We start from the raw sequence: 25,026 nt of genomic DNA on the forward strand, positions 1-25,026 counted from the left end.
TTATAATCTTGTAGGTCTACATTAACTTTTCCATTCAGGAGACAAAAGCTTGATTTCCTCTATTTTACTAGCAGCAGCTGCAACTGTTCCCGCAACACCTGCGTGGAATCCTATAGTAGGCATCATCATCAGCATCAGTAGCTTAGTAATGGTTTTACTAAGTACTAGGATTGAAAAACCCCTAGTTGGCCCCAAGTTCCCTATCCTACCGATTAGTATTCCCACATTCGTTGCTGCGATGGCTTTTGGTCATATTATTGGCGTTGGCATCGTTTTAGGACTGACTAACATCGGTCGTCTGTAGTTTTGTAATGACAGAGGTGTTACTTGTAACCCTGCTATCGATACAAAACTCTAAAACCGATTTTGGTCAGGGGGAATAGGGAGTAAAGAAGGGAATAGGTAACAGGTTACAGGGTACAGATTATTCTCTATCACCTGTTACCTGTCACCTTTGCCCTAACCTCATGCCCAATTCCCAATTCCAGAGTTTTGCTCACAGGCATTAATTGTCTATTCTAGAAATAAGAGCATTTCGTCACTTGTTACTACCGAATTGATGCTCAATATAAATGTGTATACGAATATGCATAGTATCTCGGTATAAAAACTACTGGCGATATCTAGTTTTAGGGCAGTGTAATGCAAACAAATTGGAGAATTGGGTCATTATTTGGAATTCCCCTGTTTTTAGACCCGTTATGGTTTGTGATTTTAGGGTTGGCAACCCTGAATTTTGGGGTAGCTTATCAAGAATGGGGAAATGTTATAGCTTGGAGTGCTGGAATAGTTATGGCACTGCTGCTATTTGGTTCAGTGTTGTTACATGAGTTGGGTCACAGCTTGGTAGCCCGATCGCAAGGCATTAGAGTTAATTCAATTACCCTATTTATGTTTGGCGGAATTGCTGCCATTGAAGAAGAATCTAAAACTCCTTTCAAAGCCTTTCAAGTAGCGATCGCTGGCCCTTTGGTGAGTATCATCCTATTTTTCCTGCTCCGTCTGGCAGCTTTTGCGATCCCTGATACTAATCCCCTCAGTGTTATGGTCGGAGATTTGGCGAGAATTAACTTAGTGGTGGCTCTATTTAACTTGATTCCTGGCTTACCTTTAGATGGAGGACAAGTGTTAAAAGCAGCACTATGGCAAATCACGGGTAATCGTTTTCAAGCCGTACACTTGGCTGCAAGGGCTGGACAAATATTGGGTTATGGTGCGATCGCTTTCGGATTTGTTGTAGATTTCGTTACCAGAGAGTTAGTAGTTGGTTTGTGGATTGCGCTGTTAGGTTGGTTTGCTGTCCGCAACGCTAACACCTATGACAACATGACTACATTGCAAGAAAGCCTACTCAAGGTGGTGGCGGCTGATGCAATGACCCGTGACTTTCGGGTTATAGATGCTGACCAGACATTGCGTTCCTTTGCCGATTTATACTTGTTGGAAACCACTCCCTCGCAGGTTTATTTTGCTGCTTCTGATGGACGTTACCGAGGTATAGTTTCCATTGACGATTTTCGTTTAACCCAAAGGAGTGAATGGGAAACTGAAACTTTACACAGGATTGTGCATCCGCTGACAGAAATACCTAGCGTTGCAGAATCAACATTGATCGCTGAGGTAATTAACAAATTAGAAAATGAGCAGTTACCTAGAATTACCGTACTTTCTCCCGCTGGTGCCGTAGCTGGTGTAATTGATCGGGGAGATATTGTGCGATCGTTAGTACAAAAGTTAAATTTGCAGATAAGCGATGCGGAAATTAAGCGCATCAAGGAAGAAGGTAGCTATCCGCCGGGGTTGCAACTTGGAGTAATCGCGAAATCAACTACAAATTAACGTCTGGGCTTCGCTCGACGTTAAGACTGAGCGAACGCGAACAGCGTCTCGTAGAGAAGCCGTTGGCGCAGCCTCTGGTAGTAGAAGTTTTAAACGTCATACACTCGTCATAGGTTTGCAATAGATACGTCAAAAGCGTATGTGATATTTAATTTGGTATTTGGTTACAAAATGCTTTTTTTGGGTAAAAGGTAGGATTTCCTACCTTTTTTATTTTTAAAAGCATGACAGCACCAAACAGCCCATCGTAGACATCGCCTCAGATGATGGGAAAATGAAATTAAAACTTCAAGTTTAAAGTGAGTAAAATGTAAGGACGTGATATACTACACCTCTCACTTACCCTGGTTTTATGGCACTGCCAATTGTTGCAATTATCGGACGCCCAAATGTGGGCAAATCCACCCTGGTTAATCGACTCGCCGGGGAACAAACGGCGATTGTCCATGATGAACCGGGAGTGACACGCGATCGCACTTATCTACCAGCTTTCTGGAATGGTCGCGAATTTTTAGTGGTAGACACTGGTGGTTTAGTTTTTAATGATGATACCGAATTTTTACCACTGATTCGTCAACAGGCAATGACAGCCCTTGCAGAAGCGTGTGGCGCTATTTTTGTCGTCGATGGTCAAACAGGCCCCACATCAGCAGATTTAGAAATCGCTGAATGGATGCGCCAACAACCCGTACCTGTACTACTAGCAGTAAATAAATGTGAATCCCCAGAACAAGGCTTAATGCAAGCTGCCGAATTTTGGGAATTAGGATTGGGCGAACCTTACCCCATCTCCGCGATTCATGGTAGTGGCACAGGAGAGTTACTCGACGAGTTAGTTAATCACATCCCTGCTATTGAAGACATTCCAGAAACTAATGAAATCAAAGTAGCAATTGTGGGACGCCCAAATGTGGGCAAATCAAGCTTACTTAATTCTTTTGTCGGGGAAGAAAGGGCAATTGTCAGCCCCATTTCTGGTACAACCCGCGATGCTATTGATACCGTCATTGAACGAGCCGGACAAACCTACCGATTGATTGACACTGCCGGCATTCGCAAAAAGAAACACATCGAATACGGCACAGAATTTTTTAGTATTAACCGTGCTTTCAAAGCGATTCGCCGCGCTGATGTGGTTTTATTAGTACTAGATGCCGTCGATGGAGTCACCGAGCAAGATCAAAAATTAGCTGGGCGAATTATCGAAGAAGGCCGAGCTTGCATCATCGTCGTTAATAAATGGGATGCTGTCGAAAAAGACTCTTACACAATCTACGACTACGAAAAAACTCTGCAATCACGGTTACATTTTACCGAATGGGCAGAAACAATTTTTGTGAGTGCCTTGTCAGGACAACGGGTAGAAAAGATTTTAGAATTGGTGAAAACGGCGGCTGAATCACACAAACGCCGTGTCAGCACATCAGTGATTAATGAAGTTTTAACAGATGCCGTCAGCTGGCATTCACCGCCAGCATCTCGTGGTGGGCGTCAGGGCAAGATTTATTATGGTACACAAGTAAGTAGCCAACCACCAACGATCGCTCTATTTGTCAACGACTCCAAACGCTTCAACGACAACTACCGCCGCTACATTGAACGGCAATTCCGCCAACAGCTAGGATTTAAAGGCACACCAATTATTTTACTGTGGCGAAGCAAAAAAGTCCGTGATGCCGAAAGTGGTAATGTTAATAGAGCAACTCGCGTCAAAATAAGTTAGGAGTAGAGACGCGATTAATCGCGTCTGTACAAGAGTTATGAGTTAAAGTCAAAACTCCTAACTCCTCATTCCTCACTCGTAACTCTAAAATGGATTTATTGCGCTCGCTGCCACTTGGACTTTATTTAGAACAACCCCAAACTTGGCTGCATAAAATCGATCCGCGAGTCAAGTTCGCCTGGTTGATGAGCTTTTTAACAAGCTATGTTTTGGCTAATAACTTTTGGCGGGTGCTGTTGGTGGTAGTATTAATTATTGCCACCTTGATTGCCAGAATTCCTCGACGAGTATGGCAGCAGCAAATGGGTTGGCTATTAATGCTATCGTTTTTTGTGCTAGCGATCGCAGCCATCAGTCCTGATGGACTGGGTGTAGATTATCAGTCACGCCTGCCAGCTAATGAACAAATATTAACCCAGCAAGCATTCTCCAATAATCTTGTTCAACCAGCAGTTGAGAAAAAAAAATACAGCTACGTGCTATTTCACAAAGGCCCGGTTAAAGTGACTCGCTACTCCTTGAGTTTGGCAGTACGCCTGAGTACACTTATCTTTACCGTGATTTACAGCACCAACCTGTATCTGCTGACAACCGCACCAGAAGAAATCACATCTGGCATAGAAAGCTTAATGCAACCCTTGCGCCGCTTCAAATTGCCTGTCACAGAAATTACTTTAACTTTAACCTTGTCCTTGCGCTTTATTCCCCTAGTTTTAGAAGAAGTACAAAACTTATTTCGCTCCGTGATGACAAGGGCAATTAATTGGAAAAAACTGGGATTAAAAGGAGCATTCAAGGTTTGGATGACAGTCGCAGAGAGACTTTTGGAAAATCTGCTTTTACGAGCCGATCAAATGGCGAATGCAATGATGGTGCGGGGTTTTACCAGTCCTAACGAGCATCGAGTGCAGTGGCACGATTTACGATTAAAAGGACGTGACTGGCTGGCGATCGCAACTTTAATCTTATTCTGGGGAATACGGCTAGCTATAGGAACTCAAGTCTAATTTTGCACTGAGAAAATGGTAAGAGGTAATACAGTAGAATTCAGGAGTCAGAATTGAGGATTCAGAATGGGAAATTGAACAGCTACCCAGCGATAAAATTGATCCCCTACCATTTAGCGTAGATTTTTGATATGAACCAGCCTGACGCGAACACTACAAACTAATCTTAATATTTTTTACCGATCCCCAATGAATCTCTGCACAAAGCTCAGGCACAAATTGCACCACTGAAAAATGCTAGATAATCAATAGACCTTTTGCATAAATCAAAAATAAAAACCCCACCCCACCAAAGCTACACTTTTTTACCCTCAGAGCTTGCCATATTGGGTGTCACGGACTTTTGCAAGAGGTCTAATAGAAGATAGTTTTCTTTCCTGTACCCAATCCCTACTCCCTACTCCCCAATTAGGATTTTGTGCCATTGGGCGACAGTTGTGGCAGTATAGAAAGAAGTTGAAAAACTCGCCGTTGCCGTTAGGAACTTCAAAGGGTGTTTTTCCTTCCCATGTCGAACTTTCAACAAGAAGATCGGGGCTATTTTGTGCGTTGTCCCTACAGATTAGTAAATTGAAATCACCAAAGCAGATGGTGATATTTGTCCACCAGCCTCTACTTTTTGAATCTACGCTTCGCGGCTTCTGTTGTACCATTGCGCTTCACTACCACTAGCTTCATCTGCCCATTAGGAACTAGATCGAGGTCTTCGTAACCGCAGTTTCGCATCTTAACCAAATATTCTGACGAATGTTGGTATTATCGTCTGAATGTTTGGAATTCTCTGCGAAAAGATATATATACTTCCACCTTGACTACACCTTGACTCTTAAATGAATCCAGAAAACGCAGAAACTTACATAAACCATCCAACTTGGGGTTTACTCTACAAAATCTGTATGGTTGATGAGAACCAGGATTTGTTCACCACACTTTATGCCCAGCGCTTATTTTTTTTGGTGGCAAATGACGTTAAAGGTGTTAAATTCCAGTCTCTAGGACGTACTGAGGCGAGAATGATGTTGGAAAATCGCTTACGTACCCTGCGGCGCAGTGGGCATTCTCAGGAGTACGATCAGCTTCAGAGTGTTTTCCAGCGCACCTTCCAATGAACAGTTCGATTTCCGAACGTATTGTTACTATTCGCTCCTCACTGCCAACTTCAGTCAAATTGATTGCTGTTAGCAAGCAAGTTTCTGCCCAGGCCATTCGGTCTGCATATAATGCAGGAATTCGTGATTTTGGGGAAAGTCGTATCCAAGAAGCTGCCAGCAAACAAGCCGAGTTACAAGATTTACCGGATATTACCTGGCACTTTATTGGACATTTGCAAAGCAATAAAGCCAAAAAAGCCATCGAGCAATTCCCTTGGATTCACTCCGTGGATAACTTGAAGCTGGCACAGCGCTTAGATGAATTGGCGCAACAGCTAGGAGTGAGTCCCCAGGTTTGCCTGCAAGTGAAAATTCTCCCCGATGCCAACAAGTCCGGTTGGAGTGTGCCAGAACTTTTGGCTGACTTACCCACACTCAATCAATACAAAAATTTACAAATTCAAGGTTTGATGACAATTCCGCCTTCAGGATTAAATGATTCCGAAATTCTCAGTGTGTTTAATCTCAATCGTGAGCTAGCCAAAGAAATCCAGGAGCAAAACTGGTCGCAGATTAAAATGCAGCACCTATCTATGGGTATGTCAGGCGACTACGAACTGGCAGTGCAAGCAGGGGCAACGATGGTACGATTAGGAACCATATTGTTTGGCGATCGCTCTTAGCTGATTAATCATCAGCCTTGCTCTTCAGTATTAATAGAAGCTAAGAATTTGATGACAAGAATTTTGTAACAGACTGGTGCAATCCGAGACAAAGGATATAGTATTGACAAGAGCAATCGTCAAGGGAAAATGGGGTATCAAGGACTTTCCTTCGGATAAACCTTAGGATATAATCTTGACTCATTATTATGTTTAGGCGATGCACAAACCTTTCCAATAAGTGTCAGTTCATCGCCAAAACTCGTAATATGGGCTACAACTAGCAATAAAGTTGCTGAAGTATCCACCGATGTCGCGTAATTTACCGACGTAGGCATCGCTCCTAGCTCAATCAATCCTTAGCCAAGTCAATGCAGGCTATTCGCATCAGGAGAGTACACACACCATGAACAACATATTTTCCAAACTCAGAGACTTTGTGGGTCTAAATGAGCAAGTAGAATACGAGTATTACGAAGAAGAACCAGAAACAGATAATAATTACCAAAATCTGTATCAGCAAGAAAATCCTCAACCAGCACCGCAAGAGAGTACAGCCGCTCAAAATCGACGCTGGCGGGAACCAGTGCCTACAATGGGAGATGATATGACAGCAGGTTCAAAGCCAATGGGGAATGTGATTGGTATGCCAGGAGCAATTAACGGAATTTCGGAAGTTTTAGTACTCGAACCACGCACCTTTGAAGAAATGCCCCAGGCAATTCAAGCGTTGCGAGAACGCAAGTCAGTGGTATTAAATCTGACAATCATGGATCCAGATCAAGCTCAACGAGCCGTAGATTTTGTTGCAGGTGGTACTTACGCACTAGATGGACATCAAGAGCGCATTGGTGAGAGCATCTTTTTGTTTACGCCAAGCTGTGTCCAAGTTAGCACCCAAGGTGGCGTTCTTCATGAAGTACCACAACCACCAGCACGTCCATCTCGTCCTACAGCTACTCCAAATCAAACCTGGGGCAACGAAACTAACCGGATGGCACAATAAAGTTAAATTAGTATTTAGTCCTTTGTCCTTTGTCCTTTGTCATTTGTCCTGGGTTTTGCTCGTAGTGACAAATGACAAACGACAAATGACCAATGACCAATGACTAATGACTAATGACCAATGACTAATGACTATAAAATTTGGCTTAATTGGTGGTGGGGTAATGGGAGAAGCACTCTTATCCCGCCTTATTGCGCGTGGAATTTATCAATCATCAGAAGTTATAGTTAGCGAACCGCTATCTTCACGCCTAGATTTTTTAAAACAGCAATACGGTGTTGCTGTGACAACAGATAATAGCCAGGTTTTCACCGAAGCAAAAGAAGTTGTCTTTTTGGCAGTGAAACCACAGGTGTTTAGTGCGATCGCTCAAGAATTAGCACATAATATTGATATTCTTAATAGAGAAGATACACCTCTAATCATTTCTATTTTGGCGGGTGTGCCCTTAAGTCAGTTAGAAACTGCATTTGTGCAATTGCCAGTGATTAGAGCAATGCCCAACACCCCGGCAACAGTGGGAGCAGGAGTTACCGCGATTTGTTTAGGTGCATATACCAATGCGAAGCATCACCAAATAGCACAGCAAGTTTTTTCTGCTGTGGGTGAAGTAGTAGAAGTTTCAGAAGCGCTGATGGATGCAGTTACAGGGCTATCTGGTAGCGGCCCCGCTTACGTGGCGCTCATGGTAGAAGCACTTGCAGATGGCGGAGTAGCCGCAGGTTTACCTAGAGCAATTGCCAATCAACTAGCCTTGCAAACCGTACTGGGAACAGCGAAACTGTTGCAAGAAACCAAAATACACCCAGCAGAACTCAAAGATCGTGTTACCAGTCCCGGTGGTACAACCATTGCGGGGATTGCCAAGCTAGAACAGGCAGGATTTCGTTCCGCTTTAATTGAAGCAGTCAAAGCTGCCACAGAGCGATCGCAAGAGCTGGGAAAATAATTAACAGTCCTTTGTTATTTGTCCTTTATCCTTTGTGAAAAACTAATGACTAATGACCCTCCGGGTTCGCCAGTTACTCATGGGGGAAACCCCCAAGACCGTACTGGCTCACCAATGATAAATGACTATTAACGAAGTTGACAAAAGACTCGTTAGTATAGTAAACAATCTGGTTGCAAATGTGATTGAGTGAATTATCCTGCACCGTCTCCAGAACTTGACTTAGGGTCTATATTTCCCTTTGAACTGGATCAGTTTCAAAAAGAAGCGATCGCGTCCCTGAACGCTGGGCGCTCCGTAGTCGTATGCGCCCCCACAGGTTCGGGCAAAACATTAGTCGGGGAATACGCCATTTATCGCGCCCTAGCGCGAGGAAAACGTGTATTTTATACTACTCCCTTGAAAGCGCTGTCGAATCAAAAATTACGTGATTTTCGAGAAAAATTCGGGTTTGATCGAGTCGGACTGTTAACTGGAGATGCTTCCATTCACAGAGATGCACCGATTTTGGTGATGACCACAGAAATTTTCCGAAATATGCTCTATGGCACACCGATTGGGCAAATCGGCATCTCATTAGTAGACGTTGAAGCGGTGATACTTGATGAATGTCACTACATGAACGATCGCCAGCGCGGTACAGTTTGGGAAGAATCAATCATCTATTGTCCTCGTGAAGTGCAACTGGCAGCCCTCTCAGCAACGGTTGCCAATAGCGATCAACTCACCGATTGGCTAAACCGCGTTCACGGCCCAACTGACTTAATTTACTCCGATTTTCGCCCAGTCCCCTTAGAATTTCACTTTTGCAATCCTAAAGGGTTATTTCCCCTGCTGAATGATAGCAAAACCAAAATTAACCCTCGGCTTCAGAAGAAAAAAGGCAAAGGGGGAGAAAGGGATAGGGGGAGAAATGGCAGACCTGAAGCTCCGGGTATAATTTTTACCCTTAGCCAGTTAGAGCAACGGGATATGCTACCAGCAATTTACTTTATCTTTAGCCGCCGGGGATGTGATAAAGCGGTGGCGGAAGTAGGTGATTTATGGCTGGTAAATAATGAAGAGTCCCAGATTTTGCGGCAACAGATTGATGACTTTTTAGCCCGCAATCCTGAAGCAGGGCGTTCTGGACAAATTGCTCCCCTGTATCGGGGAATTGCTGCCCACCACGCTGGGATTTTACCTGCTTGGAAAGCACTGGTAGAAGAACTATTTCAGCAAGGGCTGATTAAAGTAGTATTTGCCACTGAGACACTAGCAGCGGGAATTAATATGCCCGCCCGGACAACAGTAATTTCTACCCTTTCCAAGCGTACCGATACTGGACATCGCCTGTTGAACGCTTCCGAATTTTTGCAAATGGCTGGACGAGCAGGCCGCCGGGGGATGGATAAACAAGGTCATGTGGTGACAGTCCAAACTCCCTTTGAAGGAGCTAAAGAAGCCGCGTATTTGGGAACATCTAAGCCAGACCCTCTAGTAAGCCAGTTTACGCCCAGTTACGGCATGGTACTCAACTTGCTGCAAACCCATAGCCTAGAGCAAACCAGGGAACTGATAGAGCGCAGTTTTGGGCAGTACATGGCTACCTTGCATTTAAGACCAGAATACGATGAGATTGCCGAATTGCAAACCCAATTAGCTCAACTTCATGAGCAAATCGCCGCAGTTGATGAAAATGAACTAGCTATTTATGAGAAATTGCGGCAACGCCTGAAGGTGGAACGCCAGATATTGAAAACCTTGCAAGAGCAAGCACAGTCAGACCGACACGAGGAATTGGTAATGATGTTGGGCTTTGCAGTGTCAGGAACTCTGTTGAGTCTCAAGGGCAAAAATATCACAGTGTCTTCACCTGTAACCGCAGTTTTAGTAGGAAAATCGCCTGGTTCTGGTCAAGCTCCTTACTTGGTATGCTTGGGGCATGATAATCGGTGGTATGTGGCAACCACAGGGGATGTAGTTGATTTGTATGCCGAACTGGCGCGAATTGAAGTGCCACCTGATATATTACCACCACCAGAGATGCCTTTGAAGCCAGGACAATCGCGCCGTGGTAACGAAGAAAGCTTTGCGATCGCTGTACGTATTCCCAATCCGATAGAATCTTTGCATCTGGCACCAGAAGTAGCAGAACAACTCAGTCGCACTACCGCCGTCCAAGAGCAATTAGAAGCTCATCCTCTACATCAATCAGGCAATGCAGCAACGCTTTTCAAGCGCCGCGCCCGCTATGTTGAACTAGAAGCCGAACTCGAACAGTTACAAGGACAAGTAGAGCAACAGTCACAACGTCATTGGGAAGAGTTTCTGAATTTAATTGCAATTCTGCAACACTTTGGCGCTTTAGATAACTTAGTCCCCACACAATTAGGGCGAATCGCTGCCGCCATTCGAGGCGAGAATGAATTGTGGCTGGGTTTAGTATTCGCTAGTGGCGAATTGGATAACTTAGATCCGCATCATTTAGCAGCAGCAGCAGCGGCTTTAGTGATGGAAACGCCCCGTCCAGATAGCAAAGTTAACTTTGACCTCAGCAATGAAGTGGCAGAAGCCTTGGCAAAATTGCGGGGAATTCGCCGCCAAATGTTCCAACTACAACGGCGGTATAACGTAGCGCTGCCTATATGGTTGGAATTTGAGTTAATTGCCATAGTGGAACAATGGGCATTAGGAATGGAGTGGATAGAACTCTGCGAAAACACCACCTTGGATGAAGGCGATGTCGTGAGAATTTTGCGGCGGACGTTGGATTTGTTATCACAGATACCTCACGTTCCCCATCTGCCAGATTCTTTCCAGCGTAATGCCTATCGGGCGATGCAGTTGATTGATAGATTCCCTGTGAATGAGGTGGTTGAATAAACAGGATGCTCTTACGCTTTTACACGGGGACGCACAGAGAGTATTTAAAATAATTCGTCTTCCCTAAGAGCTTGCAGGGAGGGGATTAAGGGGAGCCAGTGCGGTCTTGGGGTCTGCCCAAGTGGAGCATCTGGCGTGTGGGGTGTAATAACTAGGGGAATCATAACTAATTATGCGGACATGATATTTAGTACTTGTCTCCCCCTGCCCTTGTCCTATAAAGGTCAGTAGTTCAACTTGTATGAGTTTAAGAAACAGGTAATAATTAATCTCAATAAGTTTTGGTTTGATTAATCTCTACCACCTACCATGACAGCGCCGCAAGGAAGAGGCAGAAGCTGAAATGAACAAGCTGCAAAACCCAGAGCCAGATGAGTTTATTTATCAAGTGCCTAGTTGGGAGGGTAAAGGATATGAGCGAGAGATTAAAGTGCATCCCAATCTCTCGCTTTGTATTACAGACATAGAATTTCACCATGACTTGCTAAAAAAAATTACTGAATGGGATCATCCCGTGCAATTTAAAGTTACCCCTTCAGGCAAAAGTCTAGACGAATACGGAGGATAGGTTAGGGAAGGATACACACTCATTTCTGGTAGCGGCGTGCAACGAACAATGTTAGTGGCGACTCCAAAAGGTCAGTACACAAGTGTTGATATCGAGATGACACCTGATTTCCTCAGAACCTTTTTCCCCACAGAGGATGGAGATATTTCCCCCCAGTTGAAGTTTCTCACAAAGGGTAATGATTGGCAGACATTAATTTACCCGGAAATTACAACCGCTATTCAAGGAATAGCACAGCAAATCGTTAACTGTCCCTACCAAGGGATGATAAAGCGGATGTATATTACCTTTATTTTTAATAGAAAGTCGGCGAAAAACTCCATCCGCTTCTAAGTGGAGAGGGATAGCTGCTCGTCGGCATTGGGCATTAGTGATTCTTGACCATGCCCCATGCCTCATTCCCCATACCCAAAAACTCCACCCACTAGGGGGTGGAGTTTTTCATTTAAGGGGTTTGAAATAGTACTACAAACCGCCCTAACAATCAATTTACATTTGACCAAATAATAGTAGTGGTACGTAGTTAAAAATGCTTTTTTGGTTTCGTATATCTTTTATACGTGATTAATCACGTGTATCTAACAAAAGTTATAGTCGCTATCAGCGCTATTCAATCTTAGTACACCAAGTTTCCAGTACCCTGCAACTGACGTAAAGAATTTATACATAATGGACAGTCGCAGCCAAATACTCTAATTGCAGCGTCGCTTTCCTCTTCAGTAAAGTTCAACATGGCAACATTCCGATCTGATACTGATGTTACAATAGTTGAGGAACTTGTAGAGGTATACGGACGTTTTCTCTCCGAATCTCGAATGCACACAAAATCTTTTCCACCATGTGGGTTAGTAATACAGGTACGACCGTCTTGTGTGTGCAGTAATCGCTGTGTAATGCTACCACTAGCATGGGCAGGATGAAATGCCACCAGCGTAGACATCATTGATACAAAAATTGAGGAAGTGGAAAGCAAATTCAAGAGAATTTTTTTGTTCATAGATTTCCTTGAAAAAATTGTCTACTAGATTAGGGTATTCGATTAACATTCAAACTTCAAGTAAATTTTCCCTGAGAATAGCTAGATAGACACTTGTTACCCAAGAAAGTTCCATCTCTACACAAGTTTGATCTGAAATTATTTACTACAGCATAATTCAGCAATCAAATAAGCTTGATATCTAGCATTTAGACGCAACGTTATGTAATTCAGCAAATTTAAATCCGCTGTATATTCCCAAGATGGTGATTGTTTGCTTGATGTAAGTATAAGAGCTTAATTTAGATTAAACCTCATAATTAGCAGATATAGCTCTTTAAATTCTTATAGAGAGCGATTTATCGCTCACTACGAACAAAAGTTATATCTTAGATTATTCTATCCAATTGAGAACCGTTATCGCTATCTCTACCAGATTATAAAACTTAATTTTAACCAAAAGATAGCGTATATATTTAGCAATAATTTTGATATAGATTCTCGTTCTTAAAATATTAACTTGTAAAAACTTCTTTTTTTCATTACATTTGAAAAAAGGCTCATCTCTCAATTAATTTACTAGCCTACAAGGGAAAAATGAAGCAGAAAGTACATTCAGAATCTTCAGGTTGTTGCAACAGTGAACATGACCATCACGAGAATCATAACCATGTTCATAATCACAATCATGATGAGAATCATAACCATGACCACAATCACGACCACGGTGGAGAATTCAATCTAAAAAATGAGTTATTGCCTTTGGTAATGATTTTAAGTTTATATGCACCGGGTGTAATTTTTGAAAATCAGTTACACAATACATTCTATTCAATAGGTGAATATCTGCTTTTCATCCCTGCTTATTTATTAAGTGGATGGAGTGTTTTAAAAACTGCTGGGCGCAATATACTCAAAGGTAGAGTTTTTGATGAAACGTTTTTAATGACGGTAGCAACATTAGGAGCGATCGCAATTCATAAATTACCCGAAGCGGTCGGAGTCATGTTATTTTACAAAATTGGAGAATTGTTTCAAGATATTGCCATCAGTCGCTCCCGTAATTCGATCAAATCATTATTGGAAATACGCCCGGACTATGCAAATATCCAAATAGAAGGAGAACTGAAAAAAGTATCGCCAGAAACAGTAAATATTGGAGATATTATCGTTGTAAAGCCTGGAGAAAAGATTCCCTTAGATGGCGAAATTATAGATGGTACTTCGCAAGTTGATACATCTGCATTAACTGGAGAATCTGTACCACGAACGGTAAGAATTGGAGAAACAGTTTTTGCTGGGACGATAAATAAAATAGGTGCGCTCGTCATTAGAGTCACAAAACTATTTGATGAATCTTCCATTGCCAAGATTTTAGACTTGGTGCAAAATGCCAAAAGTAAAAAAGCAGCAACAGAAAAGTTTATTACTAAATTTGCCCGATATTATACCCCAATAGTAGTTTTTACATCTTTAGCAGTTGCAATATTACCTCCTTTATTCATTTCGGGTGCAACTTCTTCTGAATGGGTTTATCGTGCTCTGATTTTACTAGTTATCTCCTGTCCGTGTGGACTCGTTATCAGTATTCCATTAGGTTACTTTGGAGGTGTGGGAGGTGCAGCTAAACGTGGTATTTTGGTCAAAGGCTCTACTTTTTTAGATACTTTAAATGCAGTTAATACAGTTGTTTTTGATAAAACTGGAACGTTAACTAAAGGGGTGTTCAAAGTAGTAGAAATAGTACCATTAAATGGCTGGAGTGAACAAGAACTGCTGCTATTAGCTGCCAAAGTAGAATCGCACTCAAATCATCCCATCGCTCAATCTATCTGCAAGGCTTATGGTGGAAAAACCGATGAATTTGAGATCAGAGATTATGAAGAAATAGCAGGCTATGGAATTAAAGCCAAAATTGCAAATAGGGTAGTGATAGCGGGAAGCGATCGCCTATTACATAGAGAGAAGATTTCTCACGATAATTGCCAGTTAGAGGGAACAGTTATTCATCTAGCAGTGGATGATATTTACGCTGGCTATATTGTCATTGCTGATGAGATCAAAGAAGATGCTAGACAAGCTATTCAAGCACTCAAGCAAATGGGTGTAGAGAGAATAGTAATGTTGACAGGAGATAATCAAGCGAGCGCATCCCGAATTGCTCAACAGCTAGGCATAGATGCTTACGAAGCAGAGTTATTACCAGAAGAAAAAGTCAATGCCATTGAGAAGTTACTCAGCACCGTTGGTAAGCATAGTAAAGTTGCCTTTATTGGGGATGGTATTAATGATGCGCCAGTGATTGCTAGAGCAGATGTTGGTATAGCAATGGGTGGGTTAGGCTCAGATGCAGCAATCGAAACTGCGGATATTGTAATCGTCACAGATGCACCATCCAAAGTAGCAGAAGCAATCCAAATCGCCAGAAAAACTCGCAAAATTGTTTGGCAAAATATTGGGTTTGCGTTAGCAATAAAAGGTGTATTTATTGGATTGGGTATTTTAGGGATAGCGACAATGTGGGAAGCTGTATTTGCTGACGTTGGAGTAGCAATGCTGGCAATTTTAAATGCAACTAGAGCGATGAAATAAAATTTTTGAAAATCGGTAATCTGTAATTGGGAAATTGTAGTAGTTAAACTATGAGTACTTCTTACTTATGTTCTACTATCCAATAATAGAACCTATGAATTCATCAATCAAAGTCATTGCTACAGCTACTTTAGCTTTACTGCTATATTCAGCAAACCAAGCCTTTGCACTACCCCAGAAAATCAATCATCCAGTGACTGTTGCTAAATTGCAACCCTTAAAAGATACCTTAATTGTTCCTGGAGAACGAGTGGGGCCAATCACACGCAAAACCACCAAGCAGGATTTAGTCAAACTGTTTGGTGTGTCCCGCCTGGTTGATAAAACTATCTCTGGTGCTGAAGGAATAGGTAGTTTTGCAGCTACTCAGTTAAATCTAAATCAGGGGTGCTCTCTGTTAGTAGTCTGGAGTGATAATACTCGTACCAAACCTCTAGATGTCCGTAACCTGGGTTCAGCTTGGAAAACCCGCGAAGGTATTGGAGTGGGAACCCCTTTGAGCGAATTACGTAAAAAATTAGGTAATTTTAAACTTTATGGATTGGCGTGGGACTATGGCGGTACTATTTTGTTGGATAGTAGTCAATTATCCCGTTATCAAGGCAAACTCATTTTACGAGTAGATACGGCTCCCAATGCTTCTGAGAAGTTCCCCAATGACTACCAAGCTGTGTCTGGGGATGCTACTTTTCCCTCCAGCAATCCCCACTGGAAATCTTTGGGAATTAGGCTAGCAGAAATTATCGTTATATTGAATCCAAGTGAGTAGTGGTATGCTAAACATCTGTTTGCTTGCTAGGGCGTAGAGTAACTATGAAGACAAGGTTCTCATACTGAGGCTTTGAGGCTGGTAAAGTAGTTAAGTTTCAATTAGAACAGCAGCCTCTTGATAACATACAGAACTGGCACATCTTAGCGATGAACTGGATAAAATTGAGTCTGGATTGCAATCATGAGATTTATGTAAATATACAGTTATTTGGTGTATGTAAATCAGAATTTACTCACCTATAAACAAAGAAAATAGAGATATTCAGTTAATTGGTGTTTGTTTATACTATTTCAATTCTTTGTAGTCGTTATACTCAGAACTTAGGTTCTACCTGGGAATTAGGAAGTGGCTTTGCCACTTCTTTTTATTTATCTGGTACTCCAATAAAAAATCGATTAAAAATTAAAAGTAACTTTGTTAAAATTTTAACTTTTATTAAGTGTTATAGTATTTTGCAAAATACCTGCTAAACATTCATTGCTAGAGGCGTACATCTATACGCCCCTACAAATGATTCATTTCTTGCAAAGGTTGTTGACAATAGTTATGATATCGCGTGCATTTAATTGGCCAAGCAGTCTGACGAATTTCTGGTCATAATAAACATGATGTTAGTCATTACTCATTGTATCTTCCCATCTGTCACGCTTGGGCTTGCTCTCCACATCGCGCGATCGCATTTCTTGCCAAGTCCCCCACATTAGGGATTGCTGTTTTTCAACATAGTTAATAAACTGCATAATTGAGTAATCTGCTTTAATGGGAGTTTTCAAATCAAACTGAATTGTTTGAAGAATCTTGATGTCACCCATGAGAAAGTATTTAGCTGCAATCTTAGTCAGCCATAGGACAACTCGATTGCATAACCAACCAAAAATTCCTTTACGTTTTTTAGTCATCAACAGAACTTGACCTTCAGTTTTCCCCCCTTCGTAGAGGCGAACTGCAACCATCATGTGGATATGGAAGAAATCAGGGCCAATTGTCACAATGCCAATGCTACCGTACCAATAGCAAATACTGTAAGTTATGACATTTTTGTAGAAAAGACGGATGAGCTTAATCAAAAAGAAATTGTCTTTGATGGGTGTAGTATTACTGAAGATAATTGCATTCTCGTTCAGTTCGTGTCTTTCAAAAATAATTTCTAGTGGCAATTTGTGAACTGTATTGAGGTGTTGAGCATCAATTGCATTAATCATCACCACATTGGGGTGACAATTCAGTAAGAAGTGGGAATGAATGGCGACATCACACTCTTTCTGTTCTAACTCTGGAACAAAAGGTAGAGGTTGTTGCGGTATTTCTCCAGTCCAAACCCAAATCATCCCATATTTTTCAGCAGTGGGCCAAGTTTGTAACTTTACGGAAGGCGGCACATCTAAACATGGGATATCAATACACATCCCCTCAGCATCAAATTTCCAGTGGTGGAAAAAACAACGTAGTGCATTACCCTCAACTTTCCCTTCAGCAAGGTGAGCGCCCATGTGGGGACAGTAGGCATCTAAGGTAACTACTCTTTTATCTTTACCACGGTAAATTACTAATTCTCTACCCAAAATCGTGACAGGTTTTACTTCACCCACCCGCAGATTTTGAGAAGGTATTACCCAATACCATCCCTCAATAAAACGCTCTGGATTATTGAAAATTTTAGGTTTACGGATTGAGCTATAAGTCTGCGAGTTGAGATTCATTTTTATGGTTTCACTTGAAGTGAAGCAGTTGATCTAGAATTAACATGGGAACTCAAAAAAAACAGTTACTTTCAGTACCATGAGAAACAGCTATCCAATAAATGGATAAAATTCATCAGGTAAAATTATTGAGTAAATTTTATTAAAATGTCAAATTCATGCCAATTCAATATCAGCTAAATTTTCAAATATCTATTATAAATAGATATCTGAAAACTGAAAATTTAGTAAAATCTCTAATTAGATAAAAATTTTAAATACCTATGCCAATATTTTGCTCAACTATCAAACTAAACTGCGTCCACGTTGAAAACCGTAGTTCTGTATGAATAGAAAAACCCTCATCCCCCAGCCCCTTCTCCCAATATTGGGAGAAGGGGAGCCGGAAAGAAGTCCCTCTCCCAAGTAGGGAGAGGGATTTAGGGTGAGGGCAAAAACTACGGTTCTCAACATAGATGAGGTTTACTTAATAATTAGAAAAATATGTAATAATAATTACAAGAGTTGAAAAATCTACTATGTTAACTCAAGATAAAAAACTGCTTTTAATTGGTCAGGTAACAGACTTAACTGGAATACCCATCAGGACAATTCGTTATTACGAGAGTTTAGGCTTAATCAATTCATTAAGACGAACAGAGGGAGGCTTTCGCCAGTTTTCATTGGATGTGCTAACTCGTCTAGCATTCATTAAAAGGGCGCAAAATCTTGGTCTTAGCCTAGAAGAGATTGGAAATATTCTTCAAGTTTATGACCAAGGGCAAACTCCCTGTGGTGAAATCAAAGAAAAGCTTGTAGATAAAGTCTTGCAGATCGATCGCCAAATCGATCAGCTCTTAACTTTGCGCTCTGAAATAAAAGGATTACTTTCAGGCTGGAAAAATATCAGCGATCATCATGAGAAGATAATTTGTCCGATTATTCAAAACACCTCTCAGGACTAATACCAATCATGAATCAGGACTTTTATAGAGAAGAAACCACCACAATTCTATTCCAATTAAGGCGAAACCAGCGATCGCAACACCAATTTTCAAGCTTAAAGGTTGCTCAAGGCGTTGAAATTGGCTGGTTTGCTCTGATGGATGGGCTGGCATTTCTGCTAATGTTACACCTGATGTATCAGTGAGAAGCACTAAAGCTATCAGGCTTCCCCAAAGCGTTTTTTGACTGAACATTTCCTAAATTACCCTGAAACTATGAGCTAATTTTTGGTTGAAAGTTACGCAATCTGAGGGCGTTGCTAACAACAGAAAGCGAAGAAAGAGCCATCGCAGCGCCGGCGATAATTGGATTGAGTAACCAACCAAAGATAGGGAAGAGAATTCCCGCCGCAATAGAAATACCTATGACGTTGTAAATAAAGGCAAAGAAGAGATTTTGCCTGATATTATTGATGGTGGCGCGGCTAAGTTGAATTGCTGTCACAATTCCTTGCAAATCTCCAGAAATTAGGGTGATATCGCTAGCTGCGATCGCCACATCTGTTCCCGTACCAATGGCAATTCCCACATCAGCTTGTGCTAGCGCTGGCGCATCATTTATCCCATCACCAACCATTGCGACAATTGAGTGCTGAGTTTTGAGTGGGAATTTATGAGAATTCTCTCCCCTTGCTCCTCTGCCCCTCTGCTCCCCTTGCAAAGATTGAATAATCGCCGCCTTTTGATCTGGACGCACTTCGGCAAAGATTTGCTGGATGCCAACTTGTAGAGCGATCGCATCAGCAGTTTTACGATTATCTCCGGTGAGCATTACTACTTCTAAACCTAACTTTTGTAAGGCTTTCACCACTGCTGCGGATGAAGGTTTGAGGGCATCAGCAATACCCATTATTCCTTGTAGTTCGCCATCTACAGCAATCAAAATAACTGTTTTACCAGCAGCTTCCCAAGCATCTTTATATTGCTGGAGACTCATGGTGTTAATTGCAAGTTCTGTTAACCAGCGTTGTGTACCAATTTGCACAAGCTGATTTGCAATAACTGCTTGCACACCACTACCTGCATTAGCCACGAAGTTTTTTGCATCTATTAAACTTACTTCTTGAGACTGGGCGTATTTCACCACCGCTTCAGCTAAAGGATGCTCAGAATTGCGTTCTACCGTTGCTGCTAATTGTAAAAGCTGGATTTCATTACCATTAGCCGTGCCGTTGACAGTTACAAAGTCTGTAACTGTCGGTTTCCCCTGAGTCAAGGTGCCAGTTTTATCTAGAACGATAGTTTGAATTTTGTGTGCTAGTTCTAAGCTGTCAGCACCTTTAATCAAGATGCCATTTTCTGCACCTTTGCCCGTCCCCACCATTACAGAAGTGGGCGTAGCTAAACCCAAAGCACAAGGACAAGCGATAATCAGCACACCCACCGTTGTCATTGTGGCTAGGGTGAGATTGCCAGTGAAATTAAACCAAATCACAAAAGTGGCGATCGCGATCGCAATCACAGCTGGTACAAACCATCCTGTCACTTGATCTGCCAAGCGCTGAATTGGTGCTTTAGAACCTTGTGCTTGTTGCACCAGTTTGACAATTTGAGCCAAAAACGTATCATTTCCGATTCTTGTCACCCGAAACTGAAATGCACCCGCACCGTTAATCGTCGCCCCAATCACCTCATCTCCTGGCTGCTTTTTGACTGGCAAACTTTCACCCGTCACCATCGCTTCATCTACCGTTGAAGCGCCTGCAATCACTTCGCCATCTACCGGAATCTTTTCACCAGGACGCACTAAAATCACATCGTTGATTCTGACTTCGGCGATGGGAATATCAATTTCTATTCCATCACGAATGACTCTGGCATCTCTGGCTTGCAGTCCAATTAGTTTGCGGATGGCTTCAGAAGTTTGTCCCCTAGCGCGATTTTCCAACAATCGCCCCAGCAAAATTAAGGTGATGACAATGGCGGCAACTTCATAATAAAGATGAGGTATCAAGCCCTGAGCAATAAAAAATTTTGGGAAAACAGTGACAAACAAAGAATATAGATAGGCTGCACTTGTACCCAAAGCAATTAACGTGTCCATCGTCGCCGTATGGCGCTTGAGGGATTTCCAGCCATTCCGGTAAAAAGATCCACCACACCAAAAGATTACGGGTGTTGTCAGCACTAACTGCACCCAAGGATTCTGAAGAAAACTTGGAATTAAGGGTAAATTTAGCCCAGTCATCATGGGCAACGATCCTAAAAGTAGGAAAATGCTAATTACACCTCCTACCGCTACCTTGAGGGAGAGTTGGCGTTGTAATGCTTGCCTACTTGCTTTCTCAGCATCATCTTCTTCAAAGAGCAATTCTTCCTGGAGTGAGTCAGAAGAGTATCCCGCAGCAGCGATCGCAGCTTGGATTTTCTCTAAATTGGTTAGAGAGCGATCGTATTTGATGGTAGCTTGCTCTGCTCCAAAATTAACATTGCAGTCAATTACCCCAGAAACAGAGCGAATTGCCTTTTCGATGTTGTTGGCGCAAGCGGCACAACTCATGCCTCGAAGTTTGAGTGTGAGAGTATCCATAAATAGATGAACCCCTGTGATTGGTGTGAGAGGAGCGTGAAGGAGGCAGGAGGCAGGTTATATTATCTGTTGTTTTCAACTCCATCTAATTCCAAGCCACCAAATCATAAATTTTGATTGGGGACTTAACGCGGCAGGAGGCTCCAGAGCATTATTCCTTCTGCCTCCTGTTTTGTTAAAAATTAAGCAACTGGATAACCCGCAGCAGCTAACGCTTCCTTAATTGCTGTTTCTGATGCTTGAGTTTCTACACTGACAAGCTTGGTTGTTGGATCGGCCTGAACGCTAGCATTGGCATCGACTGCCTGAAGTGTTTTGGTGATGGTGCTTGCACAAGCAGAACAAGCCATGTTGGGAACTGTGAGTTGGAGAGTCATAGATTTACGGGATAAAATGAACAACTTAGCCAGATCGAGCTGGATGACTGAGACGTATCCCTCACACGTCAGAAATAACTGGAAAGAGAGTCGCCTTGAATTTATCCTAGACTCTCCAGCCGGCTGGAGAGTCTAGAGATTTTAAAAAGTTTTTCCTTAAACTTCAAATTTCTTTACAACTTTGGTTTGGCTGAGTAACCGTTGCCCATAAAAAATACAACGTACTACAAAACACTTGTCATCCGATGAAACTGTGTGTTATTAAGGCTATATAACCACATTAGTCAGAATTAACCTGTTGTTTTCCCCACAGTTCTGGGAAAATGACCTTCTGCACTAATTGAGACGCGGCTGCTGAACCCAAGTCTCCTCATCTCTTCACAACAAGAGGTCTTTTTTAAGACCTTATTTGGAGTTTTCATGCAGCCAAAAAATCTCAAACGTCTCCTGCGTGCTTTAGAGCGGCAAGGTTTGGATGTAACTTATAACAATCGCACTTATTCAGTTCGTTTAGTTAATTCTCCTGATGCCCTTGTAGCAGAAGTACTACTACCTGAAAACTTCCCCGTAGAAGCTAAGGCATTGAAGCAGTTAGCAAATTTAGCAAGCGTCCGTCACCCGTCAGGTGGATGCGTTTGTCGTGCCTGTGCTACGCCTGACTTTCACCCAGGTGATGCGGGTGTTGCCATTGGTTCAGTCATAGAAACTGTGGGTCAAGTCATTCCTGGTGCTGTCGGTTCTGACATCAATTGTGGAATGCGCCTGCATATCGTTGATTTGACAATTGAGGAATTCCTGACAAAGCGCGACCAATTCGTAGAACGGATGAAGGGCGATTACTTCTTCGGTACACGTGACATGACGATGACTGCTCACGCAATGCGATCGCTATTTCAGTACGGAGTTCCCGGTTGGCTGGATACCATGCTAGACCAGCCTACGGGGAGTGTAGTCAAGTCTGATTTGCAACAACTTGCCCAAGAGAGCGATCGCATCTTCTTAGGTGGTTCAATGGATGGTAACTGGAAACTTGCGCCTGAAGAATTAGTTCCCGATGCTGGACTAGTACGCGATGGCGGACTGGCAACCATTGGCGGCGGCAATCATTTTGTCGAAGTGCAACGGGTTGATAAAGTCGAAAATCGCCCGCTTGCCCATGCCTGGGGAGTGCGTGAGGGACAGCTAGCTTTTATGATTCACTCTGGTTCTCGAAACGTGGGTAAGTATATCGGGGGAATGTGGCGAGATAAAGCTAAGGCGACTTGGCAGAAAGGTCTAAAGTACCCTGATTCTCAGATTTTTCCTCTCTCTACTTATTCTCACCCTGAACTAGTTGCCAGTTACCTGCAAGCTGAAGCCACTGCTGCTAACTATGGCTTTATCAATCGCCTGCTGTTAGCGGAATTGCTACGTCTGCGTTTGCGGGAAGTATACAAAGATGTGGAAGCACCTCTAGTTTATGACTTGCCGCATAACATCACCTTACCAGAAGGTCAGGGATGGGTAACACGCAAGGGCGCTTGTCCCGCTTATACAGGTCAACCAGTGATTATTCCTGGTTCAATGGGTGCTTATTCTTATCTGATGGTGGGTAAAGGCAATACAGCATTTTGTAATTCGGCGTCACATGGAGCGGGAAGAATTCGTTCTCGCTTCGATCTCAGTCGTAAAGGTGCATCTCAAAGTGAAGCAGAACTGGGATTAACTGGGGTAGACTGCATCACCCTGCGTGAAGAACGCCGAATTGAGGAAGCACCTGCTGCCTACAAACCGATTCAGTCTGTGATTGATGTGCAGGTTGAAGCAGAAATGGTAGATGTTGTGGCGCGATTGAGTCCGGTGTTGACGTTTAAGGCGTAAGTAGATTGTGAATTAATCAAAGGCAATTAATTATTGCACCTAGATTTGTCTAAATGCAGTTCAAGAGTATATTGCCACGTGATTGAGCGATAAAGTGTAATTAGGGGAGTAAAATAAATTTCAGCTTTTACAACCCTATCTCTTCAAATAAGGAACAGCAATTTTTATGCAGATGCTCGATATAAACACAGCTAGCCTTCCCCTATCTGTAGTTCGCATTGAAGTAGAACGACTCTTTGGTAAGTATACATATACTTTGGAAAAAAAAGATAATAATCCTCACATAGATTCTTCACTAATCATCCTTTATGGTGACAATGGTTCTGGTAAAACGACTATCCTTAAACTTTTATTTCACCTGTTATCAACAGGTAAGCAACGTGGTCATCTTACTTTTTTAGCAAAGACTCCTTTTGCCAATTTTTCAGTTTTTCTAGCTGATGGAACAAGCATTATTGCTAGCCGAAAAAATGAGAATTTAATTGGCTCATTTCAACTTAAAGTACTCCAAAAAAATCATGTAACTTTTTCTACTGAAGTTTACGCTGATATTGACAATGATGTGAAAAATATACATAAAAAAATACAAGATTATGAATTTTATAGAAATTTCATAAAAATGCGATTGAGCCTGTTTTTTTTAGGTGATGATAGAGTCTTAGATAGTGATATGTTTGATGGTCAGGAAGAACTTAAAGATGAACAAAAATACAAACAATTTTTGCTGTCAAAAATGGCAAATTTTCTAGAAGAAAAGCCCAGTTTAAATAGAGAATTGACGCTGAGTATATCTATTCACAGAACTGAAGAATGGATTCGTGACCAAGCATTAAGAGGAGCTAATGAAGGAGAAGCAAATGTTCATAATATATACGAAGAAATTATTACGAGAATTCTTCAGACTTCAGGAAGTTTAGTCGAAGAAGAATTATCAGAATCACCTGAAATGCTAATCAGGGAGCTAAAAGCTCATGAGGATCGTAGTAAAGATTTTTCTAGTTTTGGGTTAATGTCACCATTAGATACTCAAAAAATTGTTAACGTACTAAAATCTAATACTAAAACCGATTCTTCAATTATATCAAGAGTGTTGAAACCATACCTAGATAGTGTAACAGCACGTTTTGATGCTCTCCAGGATACACAAAATTTATTGACCATTTTTGAAACGACAATCAATAAATTATTTTTTCGTGATAAATATATAAGGTTGCATGTCAGAGACGGACTAAAAATATTTACTGACGAAGGAAAAGAATTATCCCCAGAAACCCTTTCTTCAGGACAAAAGCAACTTTTACTACTTTTTTGTAATACTCTGACGGCGAGAGATAAAGCAACAATCTTTATTATTGATGAGCCAGAAATATCACTAAATATCAAATGGCAGCGTCAACTTATTCATGCATTGCTTGAACTGACAAAAGGAAGCCAAGTTCAATTTATATTAGCTACTCATTCAATTGAATTACTTTCTCAGTATAACAACAATGTCGTTAAGCTTGTGAAGATGGAGAAATAATTGA

Annotated in this window: 23 protein-coding genes; 16 read left to right on the plus strand and 7 right to left on the minus strand. The window is 41.9% G+C overall.

Features of this window, described 5'->3' with window-relative positions; genetic code table 11:
• The first annotated feature begins 49 nt into the window (after window positions 1-49).
• From psaK to NLP_RS20185, 4 genes are all read left to right on the plus strand, one after another.
• The gene (psaK, locus tag NLP_RS20170; RefSeq protein ID WP_104907944.1) at window positions 50-304 is read left to right on the plus strand and encodes a photosystem I reaction center subunit PsaK; all 255 of its coding nucleotides are present in this window, start codon (window positions 50-52) and stop codon (window positions 302-304) included.
• Window positions 305-642: 338 nt separating this feature from the next.
• Window positions 643-1,839, plus strand: a complete 1,197-nt coding sequence (locus NLP_RS20175; protein WP_104907945.1) for a site-2 protease family protein — start codon at window positions 643-645, stop codon at window positions 1,837-1,839.
• A 352-nt stretch (window positions 1,840-2,191) separates the two neighbouring features.
• Window positions 2,192-3,562 (plus strand): ribosome biogenesis GTPase Der, encoded by a 1,371-nt coding sequence (gene der, locus NLP_RS20180; RefSeq protein ID WP_104907946.1) that lies wholly within the window; start codon window positions 2,192-2,194, stop codon window positions 3,560-3,562.
• Window positions 3,563-3,651: 89 nt separating this feature from the next.
• Entirely contained in the window at window positions 3,652-4,569 is a 918-nt protein-coding gene (locus NLP_RS20185) for an energy-coupling factor transporter transmembrane component T family protein (RefSeq protein WP_104907947.1), read from the plus strand.
• A gap of 311 nt (window positions 4,570-4,880) precedes the next feature.
• Here the strand turns inward: NLP_RS20185 and NLP_RS20190 are convergent, their stop codons facing one another.
• Window positions 4,881-5,222 (minus strand): hypothetical protein, encoded by a 342-nt coding sequence (locus NLP_RS20190; RefSeq protein ID WP_104907948.1) that lies wholly within the window; start codon window positions 5,220-5,222, stop codon window positions 4,881-4,883.
• 177 nt (window positions 5,223-5,399) lie between these two features.
• Here NLP_RS20190 and pipX point away from each other — a divergent pair, with 177 nt between their 5' ends.
• A complete protein-coding gene (gene pipX / locus NLP_RS20195; RefSeq protein WP_069068710.1) occupies window positions 5,400-5,678 on the plus strand; it encodes a transcriptional coactivator PipX in 279 nt (92 codons plus the stop codon).
• Entirely contained in the window at window positions 5,675-6,343 is a 669-nt protein-coding gene (locus NLP_RS20200) for a YggS family pyridoxal phosphate-dependent enzyme (RefSeq protein WP_104907949.1), read from the plus strand. The genes pipX and NLP_RS20200 overlap by 4 nt, the downstream gene beginning before the upstream one ends.
• Before the next feature lie 137 nt (window positions 6,344-6,480).
• Here the strand turns inward: NLP_RS20200 and NLP_RS33380 are convergent, their stop codons facing one another.
• Window positions 6,481-6,660 carry a hypothetical protein gene (locus NLP_RS33380; protein WP_158680476.1) on the minus strand — a complete coding sequence of 60 codons (180 nt, stop codon included), beginning with the start codon at window positions 6,658-6,660 and terminating at the stop codon, window positions 6,481-6,483.
• Window positions 6,661-6,728: 68 nt separating this feature from the next.
• On the opposite strand from NLP_RS33380, the gene NLP_RS20205 reads away from it, so the two are divergent.
• The 5 genes from NLP_RS20205 to NLP_RS20225 all read left to right on the plus strand — a co-directional run bounded on the left by NLP_RS20205 (window position 6,729) and on the right by NLP_RS20225 (window position 12,043).
• Window positions 6,729-7,328, plus strand: coding sequence for a cell division protein SepF (locus tag NLP_RS20205; RefSeq protein ID WP_104907950.1), 600 nt, complete (start codon window positions 6,729-6,731; stop codon window positions 7,326-7,328).
• Between the two features lie 127 nt (window positions 7,329-7,455).
• Complete coding sequence (gene proC / locus NLP_RS20210) at window positions 7,456-8,277, plus strand: pyrroline-5-carboxylate reductase (RefSeq protein WP_104907951.1); 822 nt, start codon at window positions 7,456-7,458, stop codon at window positions 8,275-8,277.
• Between the two features lie 189 nt (window positions 8,278-8,466).
• On the plus strand, window positions 8,467-11,142 hold the full coding sequence (locus NLP_RS20215; protein ID WP_104907952.1) for a DEAD/DEAH box helicase: 2,676 nt from the start codon (window positions 8,467-8,469) through the stop codon (window positions 11,140-11,142).
• Window positions 11,143-11,485: 343 nt separating this feature from the next.
• Window positions 11,486-11,710, plus strand: coding sequence for a hypothetical protein (locus NLP_RS20220; protein ID WP_104907953.1), 225 nt, complete (start codon window positions 11,486-11,488; stop codon window positions 11,708-11,710).
• A 36-nt stretch (window positions 11,711-11,746) separates the two neighbouring features.
• On the plus strand, window positions 11,747-12,043 hold the full coding sequence (locus tag NLP_RS20225) for a hypothetical protein (protein WP_158680477.1): 297 nt from the start codon (window positions 11,747-11,749) through the stop codon (window positions 12,041-12,043).
• Between the two features lie 283 nt (window positions 12,044-12,326).
• On the opposite strand, the gene NLP_RS20230 is transcribed toward NLP_RS20225, so the two are convergent.
• Window positions 12,327-12,707 carry a hypothetical protein gene (locus NLP_RS20230; RefSeq protein WP_104907955.1) on the minus strand — a complete coding sequence of 127 codons (381 nt, stop codon included), beginning with the start codon at window positions 12,705-12,707 and terminating at the stop codon, window positions 12,327-12,329.
• A gap of 576 nt (window positions 12,708-13,283) precedes the next feature.
• On the opposite strand from NLP_RS20230, the gene NLP_RS20235 reads away from it, so the two are divergent.
• Window positions 13,284-15,278: a heavy metal translocating P-type ATPase gene (locus NLP_RS20235; RefSeq protein ID WP_104907956.1), complete on the plus strand. Its 1,995-nt coding sequence runs from the start codon at window positions 13,284-13,286 to the stop codon at window positions 15,276-15,278.
• 94 nt (window positions 15,279-15,372) lie between these two features.
• Window positions 15,373-16,047, plus strand: a complete 675-nt coding sequence (locus NLP_RS20240; protein WP_104909951.1) for a hypothetical protein — start codon at window positions 15,373-15,375, stop codon at window positions 16,045-16,047.
• A gap of 614 nt (window positions 16,048-16,661) precedes the next feature.
• On the opposite strand, the gene NLP_RS20250 is transcribed toward NLP_RS20240, so the two are convergent.
• Window positions 16,662-17,750, minus strand: a complete 1,089-nt coding sequence (locus NLP_RS20250; RefSeq protein WP_104907958.1) for an aromatic ring-hydroxylating dioxygenase subunit alpha — start codon at window positions 17,748-17,750, stop codon at window positions 16,662-16,664.
• Between the two features lie 518 nt (window positions 17,751-18,268).
• Between NLP_RS20250 and NLP_RS20255 the strand changes: the two genes are divergently transcribed.
• Window positions 18,269-18,694: a heavy metal-responsive transcriptional regulator gene (locus NLP_RS20255; RefSeq protein ID WP_104907959.1), complete on the plus strand. Its 426-nt coding sequence runs from the start codon at window positions 18,269-18,271 to the stop codon at window positions 18,692-18,694.
• A 6-nt stretch (window positions 18,695-18,700) separates the two neighbouring features.
• Here NLP_RS20255 and NLP_RS20260 read toward each other — a convergent pair whose 3' ends face one another.
• From NLP_RS20260 to NLP_RS20270, 3 genes are all read right to left on the minus strand, one after another.
• Window positions 18,701-18,928 carry a hypothetical protein gene (locus NLP_RS20260; RefSeq protein WP_104907960.1) on the minus strand — a complete coding sequence of 76 codons (228 nt, stop codon included), beginning with the start codon at window positions 18,926-18,928 and terminating at the stop codon, window positions 18,701-18,703.
• 19 nt (window positions 18,929-18,947) lie between these two features.
• Window positions 18,948-21,263: a heavy metal translocating P-type ATPase gene (locus tag NLP_RS20265; RefSeq protein ID WP_104907961.1), complete on the minus strand. Its 2,316-nt coding sequence runs from the start codon at window positions 21,261-21,263 to the stop codon at window positions 18,948-18,950.
• Between the two features lie 182 nt (window positions 21,264-21,445).
• On the minus strand, window positions 21,446-21,640 hold the full coding sequence (locus NLP_RS20270; RefSeq protein ID WP_094350009.1) for a heavy-metal-associated domain-containing protein: 195 nt from the start codon (window positions 21,638-21,640) through the stop codon (window positions 21,446-21,448).
• 420 nt (window positions 21,641-22,060) lie between these two features.
• Here NLP_RS20270 and NLP_RS20275 point away from each other — a divergent pair, with 420 nt between their 5' ends.
• Window positions 22,061-23,500 (plus strand): RtcB family protein, encoded by a 1,440-nt coding sequence (locus tag NLP_RS20275; protein WP_104907962.1) that lies wholly within the window; start codon window positions 22,061-22,063, stop codon window positions 23,498-23,500.
• A 166-nt stretch (window positions 23,501-23,666) separates the two neighbouring features.
• Window positions 23,667-25,022 (plus strand): AAA family ATPase, encoded by a 1,356-nt coding sequence (locus tag NLP_RS20280; RefSeq protein ID WP_104907963.1) that lies wholly within the window; start codon window positions 23,667-23,669, stop codon window positions 25,020-25,022.
• Window positions 25,023-25,026 lie beyond the last annotated feature (4 nt).

It is taken from the genome of Nostoc sp. 'Lobaria pulmonaria (5183) cyanobiont', assembly GCF_002949795.1.
In the GTDB taxonomy this organism is placed as follows: Bacteria; Cyanobacteriota; Cyanobacteriia; order Cyanobacteriales; family Nostocaceae; genus Nostoc.